This is a genomic window from Mycobacterium asiaticum (assembly GCF_001673365.1).
Taxonomy (GTDB): Bacteria; Actinomycetota; Actinomycetes; order Mycobacteriales; family Mycobacteriaceae; genus Mycobacterium; species Mycobacterium asiaticum_A.
Map to the genome: position 1 here is coordinate 1 of NZ_LZLS01000001.1, position 12702 is coordinate 12702.

Annotated in this window: 7 protein-coding genes; 5 read left to right on the forward strand and 2 right to left on the reverse strand. The window is 63.7% G+C overall.

Features of this window, described 5'->3' with window-relative positions:
- Window positions 1-316: 316 nt before the first annotated feature.
- Window positions 317-2014 carry a nitric oxide reductase activation protein NorD gene (locus A5634_RS00005; protein WP_065142046.1) on the reverse strand — a complete coding sequence of 566 codons (1698 nt, stop codon included), beginning with the start codon at window positions 2012-2014 and terminating at the stop codon, window positions 317-319.
- A 99-nt stretch (window positions 2015-2113) separates the two neighbouring features.
- On the opposite strand from A5634_RS00005, the gene A5634_RS00010 reads away from it, so the two are divergent.
- The 5 genes from A5634_RS00010 (at window position 2114) to A5634_RS00030 (ending at window position 7334) form a co-directional block, all read left to right on the forward strand.
- Window positions 2114-3274, forward strand: a complete 1161-nt coding sequence (locus tag A5634_RS00010) for an acyl-CoA dehydrogenase family protein (protein ID WP_065142047.1) — start codon at window positions 2114-2116, stop codon at window positions 3272-3274.
- Window positions 3271-4299, forward strand: coding sequence for an acyl-CoA dehydrogenase family protein (locus A5634_RS00015; RefSeq protein ID WP_065142048.1), 1029 nt, complete (start codon window positions 3271-3273; stop codon window positions 4297-4299). The genes A5634_RS00010 and A5634_RS00015 overlap by 4 nt, the downstream gene beginning before the upstream one ends.
- Window positions 4296-5231 carry an SDR family NAD(P)-dependent oxidoreductase gene (locus A5634_RS00020; protein WP_065142049.1) on the forward strand — a complete coding sequence of 312 codons (936 nt, stop codon included), beginning with the start codon at window positions 4296-4298 and terminating at the stop codon, window positions 5229-5231. The genes A5634_RS00015 and A5634_RS00020 overlap by 4 nt, the downstream gene beginning before the upstream one ends.
- Before the next feature lie 154 nt (window positions 5232-5385).
- The gene (locus A5634_RS00025; RefSeq protein ID WP_065142050.1) at window positions 5386-6648 is read left to right on the forward strand and encodes a TetR/AcrR family transcriptional regulator; all 1263 of its coding nucleotides are present in this window, start codon (window positions 5386-5388) and stop codon (window positions 6646-6648) included.
- A gap of 44 nt (window positions 6649-6692) precedes the next feature.
- Window positions 6693-7334: an SDR family oxidoreductase gene (locus tag A5634_RS00030; RefSeq protein ID WP_065142051.1), complete on the forward strand. Its 642-nt coding sequence runs from the start codon at window positions 6693-6695 to the stop codon at window positions 7332-7334.
- Window positions 7335-7360: 26 nt separating this feature from the next.
- Here the strand turns inward: A5634_RS00030 and A5634_RS29775 are convergent.
- A partial coding sequence (locus A5634_RS29775) for a beta strand repeat-containing protein (protein ID WP_367593442.1) occupies window positions 7361-12702 on the reverse strand: 5342 nt, incomplete at its 5' end.

Genomic DNA, 12702 nt, shown 5'->3' on the forward strand with positions numbered 1-12702 from the left:
ACACCCGCAAGCCAGCCCCTACCCGCGGGGCCACTTCAAGCCGTCACCCCGGGGCCACTTCGAGTTGACACAGCCACCCATCGCCGAGCAGCGCCACACTACGGCGCCCCGCCGCGCACCGTGACGTCTCCAACACCTTCAAAACAAACGCAAATAATCCAGAATGACCACCACCATCGGTATGCCGAATCCCTGACCGGGGCGCCACCGGTTCGGGGGACACCCCGGGGAACCGGTCCGGCGGGCAGTGGGGCGATTCGCCCAGCGTTATGTCGTTGGCGCTTAAAGCAATTGGTTCAGGGGAGGCCGTAACGACTCACGACACCCGACGGCGGACCTCGGCCGAACGCAACGCGGACCTGAACAACGGTCCGATCACCCCGGCGAGCTGCTCAGGCCGACCGATCGTCGCATGTGCGGTGCTACCGAACACTCGACGCAACGACGGCACGTCGGTTCCAGCACCGATGGTCAGGCACACGCAGCCGGTACCGCGCCGGCGAGCCTCGGTCAGGGCACGGCGTGCATCGGCGGCACCGTAAGCCCGCTCGTAGCCGTGGTCGTAGGCCAGCCCGTCGGACAGCACCACCAGCAACCGTCGCGAAGTGCCGCCGCGTGCTTCCAGGACCGCCGAACCGTGGCGGATCGCCGCACCGAGACGAGAGTACGCGCCGGGCTGCAGACTGTTCAATCTTCTCATCACGCGCGTGTCGAGATGGTCGTCGAATCGCTTGACTGCCACCATGCTCACCGCACGCCGCCCCTGAGAGTAGTAGGCGTACACCGCAATTCGATCGCCGAGATCGTGCAGAGCTACGGTGAGGTTGGCCGCGGCCACCCGCTGCTGTTCGTGCACCGTGCGCCCCGCCGTACCCGGCTCGGCGGCCGACCCCGAGACATCCAGGAGCAGCAGCACCGACAGGTCGCGCCGGCGCCGCAGGCTGTCGAGATACACCGCCTCGTCGGGTACCGATCCAGCCCGCACCTCGACGCGCGCCTCGACGGCAGCGTCGATGTCGATGTCGTCACCCTGCGGTTGCCGGTGGCGGCGATGCAGACCCATGCCGAGACGGGACAGCGGGCGCCGCACGCCGATAGCGGCGTCGATCGCCGAGGTGGCCGACGGTTTGATCTTCGGCTCCACCTCCTGCACGGTGCACCACCCCGGCCGATAGCTCTTGCGCCCAAGATCCCATTCCGGATAGGTCCAACCAGCGGGGGCGTCGTGCGACTGCGGGTCGTCGATGTCTGCACCCGATGTCGTGGCAAGTGACGACACGGCGTGCAAACCCCGATTCCCGGCATTGGTACGGTGTGTCGGCGCGTCCGCGCCGGGTGGTCCGCCGCCGCTGCCGGTTTTGCGCGCGGACGACAGCAACTTCTTGAACCACTTGCCGATGAAGCCGCCACCCCCCACTGGGCTGGTGAACAAATCGGGCTCGTCGGAATCGTCGACTTCGCCGTCATCAAGTTCCGCCAACTCCTGGGCACCCTGACTTCGCGGGACATGTTGCGGGTGAGCCTCGGCCTGCTGTTTGGCAGCCTGTGAGCAGGCGGCCAGCACCTTGGCAACCCGGATCACCCCGAGCTCTGGCGGCAGTTCCTCGATTGCCGCACGCCCCTGCGCAATTCGCAGGGAAGCGGCGGGTGAGTCGCTGCCACTTGCGATTTCCTCATTACCCAGTGTCGCCAGGAAGGGCGGAAGAAGAGAACTGTTGGCTACCAAGGCGCGATTCGCCTCGACTGCAAGGAAGCGCTTAGTCAGCCGGGGGTGGCGCACCAGCGGACGCACCACATCCGGATCCAGGCTGGAGGCCGCAATCAAGGACGCGTGGACAGCAACTGCCTCGAGACTGGAGCGGGCGGCAAGAGCCCCGTCGAGGTAGATAGTCTGGCCATCCGTCCAAGGCGGGTCGCCCGGCGGCAACAAGTCAACCGCCACCGGTCGGCCGGCGAGGGCCGACGCGAACATGCTCAGGCCCCGCAGCTGGTCGCCAGACGGGTCGTCTCGCATACTCAGCCCCCAATTCACGACCAACAACGTTGACCAAATATCTGTTCCAACGTAGAGTCCGGCTTGGTTGCAGTCAATCGCATAAGGTCGAAAGAGGACGTGGACTTCTCCTACCCCGCGGAAGTAGAACGGTTCCGTGACGGATTGCGTGCCTGGCTGTCGGAAAATCTCACCGACGAATTGATCGCAGCGCGAAGGCCTTCCGGACGTGACCTCCCCGGACAGGAAGCCGTCTTCGAGAGGCTTCGCGCGTGGAACGCGACCATGGCAGATGCGGGGTGGGCGGCGGTGTCCTGGCCCCGTGAATACGGCGGGCGCGGCGCGACGGTCCTCGAACAGCTGGTCTACACCGAGGAAACCACGCGAGCGCGAGCACCCGTGCCGCTCAACGTCATCGGCATGAACAACATCGCGCCCGCAATCATGCAGTACGGCACTGAGGCGCAGAAGACGACACTGCTGCCCCGCATGATGCGCGCGGACGACATCTGGTGCCAAGGCATGTCGGAACCGGAGGCCGGGTCGGATCTGGCCGCGCTACGCACCAAAGCGGTACGGGACGGCGACCACTTCGTCGTCAGCGGCCAGAAAATCTGGACATCGCTGGGACACAAGGCGAAATGGTGCCAGCTGTATGTCCGCACCGATCCGGAAGCCCCAAAACACAGGGGCATTTCTTGCCTGATCGTGGACATGACCCTGCCCGGCATCGAGGCCCGCCCACTGGTGACCCTCAACGGCGACAGCGACTTCGCCGAGGTGTTCTTCCACGACGTGCGAGTGCCGGTCGAGGCACTGCTCGGTCCGCTGAACGCCGGATGGCAGGTAGCCACCACGACGCTGAGTCACGAACGCGCCGGGGCGGCGCGGCTTTACGCCGAGTTGGAACTGCGACTGCACGAACTGGTGGCCGACTTCGCCGAAATCGACGGCGTGCTGGACGATCCGGTGGTGTTGCGACGGCTTGGTGAGCTCGCGGTCCGCATCAAATATCTCGAAGTGCTTTGCCAGCGCTCCATTTCGGCCACGCTGCACGGCGGTCCGGAACTGACGGCGCTTGGTACGGCGAGCTTGGCCAAGACGGTGTGGGGTGAGATCGGTCAGGACTTGGCCGCGTTAGCGTTCGACGTGCTGGGCGATCGTGCGGGTACGTGGAGCGACTACCGGTTGACCTCGCGAGCGCTGACCATCGCCGGAGGCACAACGCAGATCAACAAGAACATCACCGCTACGCGGGTACTGGGGTTGCCGCGCAAATGAACCTGGAACTGACCGAAGAACAGCTCGCACTGCGAGACACGCTGCGGCGCTTTCTTGTTGAGCGAGCATTGATTTCGAGCCATGTGCGCCCGCTGCTCGACGATCCCACCGGAACCACCGCCGCCGTCTGGCGGGGTCTTGCCGACCTGGGCGCGACCGGCCTGCTGGTACCGCAAGACCATGGCGGCGCTGGTATGACCATGGTCGAGGCCGGCATTGTCGCCGAAGAACTCGGCGCCGCACTGCATCCCGGGCCCTGGTCGTCCACGGCAGTGGCCGCTGTACGGCTGCTCAGCCGCATCGATGGTCCCGCGGCTGCCGACATTCTGGCTGGGATCGCCGACGGCAGCACCGTCGTCACGGTCCTTGGGTTGGGCGAGCAGTCGGCGCCGGACGCGGCCGCCGCGGACCTGCTGCTGTTTCTCGCAGAAGGGGACACGGCCTTGTTCGCCGTGCAGACCAGCGATGTCTCGATGACACTCGAGCCCGGTATCGACCAGACCCGCAAGCGTTTTCGGATCCAGCTCGACAACGCTACAACGCAGCGGCGGCTGGGTACGCTCAGGGCCCAGGACGTCGATGCGGTGCGCGACGACGTACTGATCGTCATGGCGGCCGACGCGCTGGGCGCCGCCCGCGCCGTCATGGAGATGGCAATTGAATATGCCAAGACGCGAACCCAATTCGGTGCACCGATCGGATCCTTCCAAGCGGTGCAGCACCTCTGTGTCGACATGTTCGAAACGGTGGAGCTCGCGCGCAGCGGGGTGCTCCACGCGTTGTGGGCGGCCGATCACTCGGCCGAGGAACGGCATCTGGCGGCGGTCCGCGCGAAAGCCTTCGCGGGACGGTTGGCAGGCGTCGGCGACACAGCGATCCAGGTGTTCGGTGGTATCGGCTACACCTGGGAACACGACGCCCATTTGTATCTCAAACGCTTGCTGAGCTGGAGCGCATACGGCGGCGCGCCGGAGCGCTATCTCACCGAAGTCGGTGCCCGCCTTGCCAAGAAGGGACGACCATGATCGATTTTGCGGGCCAGGTCGCGATCGTCACCGGCGCCGGACGCGGACTCGGCCGGTTGTACGCACTGGAACTGGCCCGCCGCGGCGCCTCCGTCGTGGTCAACGACCTGGGCGGCGCCATGCACGGCGAGGGTGCGGACGCCAGCGTGGCCGATCAGGTCGTCGCGGAAATCAGCAGCGCGGGCGGCTCGGCGGTGGCGAACCACGACTCGGTGGACAGTCCGCAGGGTGGCGAAGCGATCGTCGCGGCGGCGGTGGAGAACTTCGGCCGGCTAGACGCGGTGGTCAGCAATGCTGGCATCTTCACCAGCACCGCGTTCGACGAACTGTCCGTCGAAGACTGGCGGCGCATGCTCGGCGTGCACCTAGACGGCGGGTTCTATCTCAGCCAGCCCGCTTACCGGTTGATGAAAGCCCAAGGCTACGGCCGGTTTGTGTTCATCTCCTCCTCGGCCGGGATGTTCGGGCAGCCGTGGGAATCGCACTACGCGGCGGCCAAAGCGGGTTTGGTGGGGCTGTCCAACGTCATCGCCATCGAGGGCGCCGAGCACGGCATTCTGAGCAATACCGTGCTCCCCTTTGGCTTTTCGCGCATGGTGACCGAAACCGTCGGCGACCCGAAAGCACTTGAAGAGATCGGGTTCTTGGAGTTGATCAAACCGGAATTGGTGGTGCCCATGGTGATTTTCCTGGCCAGCCGCGCGTGCGAGTTGAGCCACCACAATTTCTCGGCCTGCGCCGGACGATTTGCCCGGGTGTTCGTCGGTCTCGGCGAAGGCTGGCTCGCCGACGCCAACACCGAACCCAGCGCCGAGGACATTGCCGCTCATCTGTCGGAGGTGACCGCGACCCAACCGTTCTCCGTGCCCGGTTCGATCTTTGAGGAAGTGTTCGGCGTGTGCGCCCGGCGCGGCGTCGAGCTCGGGGTCTGAGGTTGGACGTCTTCGATCTGTTGAACGCCTCTGGGCCGCCGTTTAGGATGTGATCAAGTCTCTCAGCAGCGCATTTGCTCCCGGCCAGTCTGCTAACCTTCAACAAAGATTTGGTTCAGCGGGAGGACGTAGTTCGCATGTTGCCGGCACAGCGATGACCGACAGCGCGACCGAATCCGGAACCCGCCGGACCGAGATTCTCGAGACCGCTGCGACGTTGATCGCGTCGTCGGGTTTGCGGACCTCGTTGCAGGAGATCGCCGATGCGGCAGGCATTCTGCCGGGCAGCCTGTATCACCACTTCGAATCCAAAGAAGCGATCCTGGTCGAGCTGATTCATCGGTATCAAGCCGATCTCGATCGAATCGGGCAGAGCGCGCAAGCGAAATTGGACGAGGCCGACTCACGACCCGCGGCAGACAAGATCATCGAGCTGGGCCAGGCGATCGCCAATTGCGCAGTGCGACACCGGGCCGCCCTGCAGATGTCGTTCTACGAGGGTCCCAGCGCGGATCCCGAGTTGATGAAGCTGACGCGGCAGCCGCCCACTGCAATACAGGAGGCAATGACACAAACGCTGCGCGCAGCCCGCGGGAGCCGCTGTATCAAAGCCGACGTCGATCTGACCACACTGGCCGACCGGATCTGCCAGACCATGCTCCAGGTCGGACTCGACGTCATCCGGCACAACTCGTCCGCCGACCAGGTCGCCGCGTTGATGTGCCAAACCATCTTGCGGGGCTTAGCTTCCCGGCCGCCGAGTGATCGCACTCTGGACCGCTCCAAAGCTTTCGCGGCGGCCACCGACGTCATCTCGTCCTGGGCCGACGACAAAGAGGCCGACCCGAGCGACAAAGCGGCCCACCTGCGTGCGGTGGCGCGAACGGAGTTCGGCCGCAAGGGATATGAAGTCACCACCATTCGCGATATCGCATCCGCGGCCGGTCTGGGCACCGGAACGGTGTACCGGGTAATCGGGTCCAAGGATGAACTCCTGGCCTCGATCATGCGCTCGTTCGGACAGAAGGTCGAAGCGGGCTGGGTCGACGTGCTGCGTGCGGAAGCCACCCCCATCGAGAAGCTGGACGCGCTGAGCTGGGTGAATGTCAATGCGCTGGACCAGTTTTCGGACGAGTTCCGGATTCAGCTCGCCTGGATGCGCCAGTCGCCGCCCCGGGACACGGTAAACCCGGGATGGTCCTACACGACGCGGTTGCGTCAGATGAAATCGCTTCTCGGCGAAGGCGTTAAGTCAGGAGAGATCCGGACCGACGCGCCGTCGACCACCATGCTGTCCCGGTGCATCATCGGCATGCAGTGGATACCAGAGAACATCCTGCGCGCGGTGGGCACCAGAAGTTCCCTCATCCTCGCGCGGGACACGGTGTTGCGCGGGGTTGCGATTCGCGGCAAATAGCAACCAAACTTCTGGTCCGGCCGACCCAAGGTAGCGTCGAGTCCATGGCGCACATCATCGTTATCGGCGGCCACGGCAAGGTCGCTCTGCATCTGGCCCGAATCCTCACCGAGCGCGGCGAGACCGTCAGCTCGGTGTTCCGCAATCCGGACCACGCCGACGACGTCGCAGCGACAGGCGCGACGCCGGTGGTGGCCGACATCGAACAGCTCGATACCGACGCACTGGCCGACTTGCTGGCCGGGCACGATGCGGTGGTCTTCTCCGCCGGTGCCGGCGGCGGCGACCCGACGCGCACGTACGCCGTGGACCGCGACGCCGCGATCCGGGTGATCGACGCCGCCGGACAGGCCGACGCCCGCCGCTTCGTGATGGTGTCGTATTTCGGTGCCGGCCCCAACCACGGTGTCCCGGAAAGTGATTCGTTCTTCGCTTACGCGGAGGCTAAGGCGGCCGCCGACGAGCATCTGCGGGCCAGTGATCTGGACTGGACGGTGCTGGGGCCGGGCCGGCTAACGCTCGAACCTGCCACCGGCCGAATCGAGGTGGGCAAGGCGAAAGGCGACGTCTCGCGGGCGGATGTGGCCCTGGTGGCCGCAGCTGCGCTGCAGGACGACTGGACCATCGGCCGCACCATCGAGTTCAACAACGGCGACGTGCCTATCGAGGAGGCGCTGGCAGGCTGAGCTCAGGGCAGCATCGTGACATCGGTTCACAGGCCCGTCAGAAAACCGAATATCAGATTGCCCACGTAAAGCGCCCGCGGGAAATAGCCGATGTCCTCGAAGCCCGAGGTGTAGACACCGATGTTCTTGATGCCCGAAAGCAGCGTGCCTGCATTGAGGATGCCGGAGTTGGCGAGGCCCAAATCCAGGAAGCCCGATACTGACGCCCCCAGGGTGAGCACCCCGGAGTTCCCGAGGCCCGCGAGCAGCCAGCCCGAGTTGCCGGTGCCCGGTGTCAGCAGGCCCGAGTTGCCCGCGCCCGGTGTCAGCACTCCCGAGCTGCCGAGTCCCAGGGCCAGGTAGCCGGAAGTGCCGCCGTTGAAGTTGAGCAGACCGGAGCTGCCCGCACCCGGGTTCAGGGTGCCCGAGTTCCCGACGCCTGGGTTGTAGCGTCCAGAGCTGCCCAAGCCCAGATTGTTGTTACCCGAGGTGCCCCCGCCCAGGTTGCTGGTGCCCGAAGTCCCAGCACCGATGTTGCCCGTGCCCGCGTTCCCGCCGCCAGGGTTCTTGGTACCGGAACTGCCGGCACCAGCGTTTTCAGTGCCCGAGCTGCCGAAGCCGATGTTGCCTGTGCCGGCGTTTCCGCCGCCGATGTTGCGGGCGCCCGAGCTCCCCGCGGACACATTGTTGCGGTCGCCCGAGCTTCCGCCACTTCCCGCGTTGTTAGTACCCGAAGATCCACCAGTCGCGGTGTTGCCGGAACCCGAGCTCCCAGCTGCTGAAATGTTGTTGGTGCCTGAGCTCCCGAAGGTGACCGCGGTGTTCCCGGTTCCCGAGTTCCCGGCGCTCCCGTTGTTGTTGTTGCCCGAGTTCCCGGCGCTGCCGTTGTTGCCGCTGCCCGAGTTTCCGGCGGTTCCGTTGTTCTTCGAGCCAGAGCTGCCGCCGGACGCATTGTTGTCATACCCCGAGGTTCCGAGGCCACCATTGTTGCCGGTGCCGGATTGACCGCCGCTGCCGTTGTTGCCGGTACCCGAGTTTCCGGCCGTTCCATTGTTTTGGGAACCCGAGCTGCCGCCCGCCGCCGCGTTGTGCTCACCCGAGCTCCCGAAGGTCGCCCCGCTGTTGTGGGAGCCCGAGTTCCCGCCGCCGGCACTGTTGTGTTCGCCCGAATTCCCCGCACTCCCCGAGTTCCCGGTACCCGAGTTCCCGGCGCTCCCGCCGTTGCTGCTGCCCGAGCTTCCGCCAGTGGCGAAGTTCTTGTCGCCTGAGCTGCCGAAACTGGCCCCGCTGTTGTTGGAGCCCGAGTTCCCCCCGCTGCCACTGTTATTTTCGCCCGAATTCCCGAGGCTGCCTGAGTTGCCCGAGCCTGAGTTACCGGCGCTCCCGTTATTGCGAGCGCCCGAGTTCCCGCCAGACCCGCCGTTGTCTTGGCCTGAACTACCGAGGGATCCGCTGTTGTGGGTGCCCGAGTTCCCGCCGCCGCCGCTGTTGTTCGTACCCGACTGCCCACCGCCGGCCTTATTCCCGAAGCCCGAGTTTCCGCCAGACGCCGAGTTTCCGACACCCGAGGTCCCGAATCCCCCGGTGTTATTGCTACCCGCGTTCCCGCCGCCGGCGGCACCGTTGTGGTCGCCCGAATTCCCGCCGCCGACACCACCGTTCGCGGAGCCCGAATTCCCGCCGCCGGCACCACCGTTGCCCGAGCCCGAGTTTCCGAATCCGGCACCACCGTTGCCCGAGCCCGAGTGCCCCCCTCCGATACCACCGTTACCGGTACCCGAGTTCCCGGCGCTGCCGCCGTTGTCAAACCCTGACGTTCCACCGCTGACTGTGTTTCGGTAACCCGATGTGCCGCCCGTAAGAGTGCCGTTGTCGTAGCCCGACGTACCCGGACTTGCCCCGTTCCCGTAGCCGGAATTGATCGCGCCAAACGGCGTTCCGGTCTGGTCGTCACCCGTGTTCAGGTTGCCCGAGTTCCGGTTGCCTGTGTTGGTGTCGCCCGAATTGTCATCGCCCGTGTTGGTACTGCCGGAGTTTCTGTTTCCGGTGTTGGTGTTGCCTGTGTTGTTGTCACCGGTGTTGGTGTTGCCGGAATTGCCGTTTCCGGTATTGGTATTGCCCGAGTTGGTGTTGCCGGTGTTGGTGTTGCCTGAGTTGCTGTTGCCGGTGTTGGTATTGCCTGAGTTGCCGTTGCCGGTGTTGGTGAAGCCGGAGTTGGCATTGCCCGTGTTGGTATTGCCCGAGTTGTAGTCGAAACGGTTCGTGTCGCCTGAATTTGCGCTACCGGTGTTGGTAAAACCCGAGTTCTGGTCGCCGGTGTTGGTGTCACCCGAGTTCTGCTTCCCGGTGTTGGTCTTGCCCGAGTTACCGTCGCCCGTATTGGTGAAGCCCGAATTGTGGCTACCCGTATTGGTGTTACCGGAGTTGAAGCTGCCCGTGTTCGTGTTTCCCGAATTCGCATTACCGGTATCGGTGAAGCCCGAGTTCAGATTGCCGGTGTTGGTGTTGCCCGAGTTCTTATCGCCGGTGTTGGTGTTGCCCGAGTTGAGGTCGCCGGTGTTGGTATTGCCCGAGTTCAGGTCCCCGGTGTTGGTGTTCCCCGAGTTCAGGTTGCCTGTGTTGGTGTTGCCGGAGTTCTGGTTGCCGGTGTTGGTGTTGCCCGAGTTCTGGTTTCCGGTGTTGGTGTTGCCCGAGTTCAGATTGCCGGTGTTGGTGTTGCCCGAGTTCAGATTGCCGGTGTTGGTATTGCCCGAGTTCAGGTCCCCGGTGTTGGTGTTGCCCGAATTCAGATGCCCCGTGTTGGTGTTGCCCGAGTTCTGATTTCCAGTATTGGTGTTGCCCGAGTTCTGGTCGCCGGTGTTGGTGTTGCCCGAGTTCTGATTTCCAGTATTGGTGTTGCCCGAGTTCAGATTGCCGGTGTTGGTATTGCCTGAATTGTGGCCGCCGGTGTTGGTGTTCCCCGAGTTGTAGCTACCGGTATTGGTCCCGCCCGAGTTGTAGATTCCGGTATTGGTCCCGCCCGAGTTGTAGTTTCCGGTGTTGGTGCCGCCCGAGTTGTAGCTGCCCGTATTGGTGCCACCCGAGTTGTAATCCCCCGTGTTGGTGCCGCCCGAGTTATAGCTGCCGATGTTGGTGCCACCCGAGTTGTAACTGCCCGTGTTGGTACCACCGGAATTGAAGCTGCCGGTATTGGTCCCGCCGGCGTTGTGGCTGCCGAAGTTGGTGCCACCGGCGTTAAAGCTGCCAGTGTTAGTGCCACCGGCGTTAAAGCTGCCGGTGTTAGTGCCACCGGCGTTAAAGCTGCCAGTATTGGTACCGCCGGCATTGTAATTGCCCGTGTTTGTACCACCCGAGTTATAGCTGCCAGTATTGGTGCCGCCTGAATTGTAGCTACCGGTATTGGCGCCCCCGGAGTTGTAAAGTCCGGTGTTGGTGCTGCCAGAGTTATAGAGGCCGGTGTTGGTGTTACCGGAGTTGTAGAGTCCGGTATTGGTGTTTCCCGAATTGAAAAGCCCTGTGTTGCTATTGCCGGAGTTCCACAAACCCGTGTTGAAATTACCCGCGTTCCAGAACCCGGTGTTGTAGTTACCGGAGTTCGACCCGAACGTATTCCCAGTGCCCGAGTTCCACCAGCCGGTGTTTCCGTTGCCGGAGTTCCCGAAGCCAATATTGTAATTTCCGGAATTGCCGAACCCGATATTTCCATGACCCGAGTTGCCGAAACCGATGTTGAAGTTGCCGGAGTTTCCGAGGCCAAGATTGAACCAACCTGAGTTCAGGGCGCCGATACCCACCAGATTATCGCCGGTGAGTCCTAGTCCGAAGTTGTTGTTGCCGTGATTACCGAAGCCGACATTGTTGTTGCCGGTGTTTCCCCAGCCGATGTTGTTGGTGCCGTTGTTTCCGCCGCCCTGATTGGCGGTGCCGATGTTCCCCATGCCGGGGTTGTTATTGCCGATGTTGCCACTGCCGGAGTTGCCGTCGCCCCTGTTTCCCTCGCCTACGTTTCCGCTGCCGTAGTTGCCGCCGCCTTGGTTATTGCTACCGAAGTTGCCGCTGCCGGAGTTGGCGTTGCCGTGGTTGGCGTGGCCTTGGTTGTCGTTGCCGATGTTTCCGCTGCCGCCATTGCCGCTGCCTTGATTGCCGCTGCCCGAGTTGTTGTCGCCGCCCGAAGCGATTCCGTTGCCTCGGTTGCCGCTGCCCGAATTGCCGTCGCCGATGTTGCCGCTGCCGGCGTTGTTGTCACCGATATTGCCGCTGCCCGAGTTGTTTGTCGCGCCGCCACCGAACGGGTCCTGATTGCCGCTGCCTGAGTTGCCGCTGCCGATGTTGCCGCTGCCGGTGTTGGTATCACCGATATTGCCGCTGCCTAGATTGCCACTTCCCAGGTTGCCCGAGCCCTGATTTGTGTCGCCGTTGTTTCCGGAGCCCGTGTTGTTGTTGCCGAAATTTCCGTCGCCCTGGTTGCCATCACCGCGGTTGCCCTGACCCGAGTTGCCATTACCCACGTTGCCATTGCCGGTGTTGGTGTTGCCGGTATTGCCGTTGCCCTGGTTGTTGTTGCCAGTGTTGCCGAAGCCGGAGTTGGTGTCGCCCGTATTGCCGTCGCCGCTGTTGCCGGTGCCCTGGTTGCCGTCGCCCGCGTTGTTGTTGCCGATATTTCCGTCGCCGGTGTTCGCGTTACCTAAGTTGCCGAGGCCCTCGTTGCCACCACCACGGTTGCCGTCGCCGACGTTGCCGTCACCAAAGTTGCCGTCGCCCTGATTGCTGTTGCCCTTATTTCCGACGCCGGTGTTGGTATTTCCCAAGTTGCCGAGGCCCTCGTTGCCACCACCATGGTTGCCGTCACCGACGTTGCCGTCACCGGAGTTGCCGTCGCCCTGATTGCTGTTGCCCTTACTTCCGTCACCGGTGTTGGTATTTCCCAAGTTGCCGATGCCGTCGTTGCCACCACCATGGTTGCCGTCACCGATGTTGCCGTCGCCGAAGTTGCCGTCGCCCTGATTGGTGTTGCCCGTATTTCCGTCACCGGAATTGCCGCCGCCCAGGTTGCCATTTCCCGAGTTACCGCTACCCGGGTTGTTGCTGTTGTTGTTGCCGTCGCCCGAGTTGTTGTTGCCGATATTGCCATCGCCAACGTTGGCGTTGCCCGTGTTGCCGCTACCCGGATTATTGTTGCCGCGGTTGCCATCGCCGCCGTTGCCACTGCCCTGGTTGCCGCTACCTTCGTTGCCACCACCGGTGTTGCCGCTGCCCGCGTTGTTGTCGCCGCGATTGCCGTCGCCAGCTTTGCCGCTGCCCTGGTTGCCGCTGCCTTCGTTGCCGTTGCCGATGTTGCCGCTGCCGACGATGTTGCCGTTGCCGACGTTGACGATGCCGGTGTTGCCAA

Excerpts from the sequence above, each read along its gene's own strand:
- A5634_RS00005 (WP_065142046.1), bottom strand. The coding sequence starts at position 2,014 with ATGCGAGACGACCCGTCTGGCGACCAGCTGCGGGGCCTGAGCATGTTC.
- A5634_RS00015 (WP_065142048.1), top strand. The coding sequence starts at position 3,271 with ATGAACCTGGAACTGACCGAAGAACAGCTCGCACTGCGAGACACGCTG.
- A5634_RS00020 (WP_065142049.1), top strand. The coding sequence starts at position 4,296 with ATGATCGATTTTGCGGGCCAGGTCGCGATCGTCACCGGCGCCGGACGC.
- A5634_RS00025 (WP_065142050.1), top strand. The coding sequence starts at position 5,386 with ATGACCGACAGCGCGACCGAATCCGGAACCCGCCGGACCGAGATTCTC.
- A5634_RS00030 (WP_065142051.1), top strand. The coding sequence starts at position 6,693 with ATGGCGCACATCATCGTTATCGGCGGCCACGGCAAGGTCGCTCTGCAT.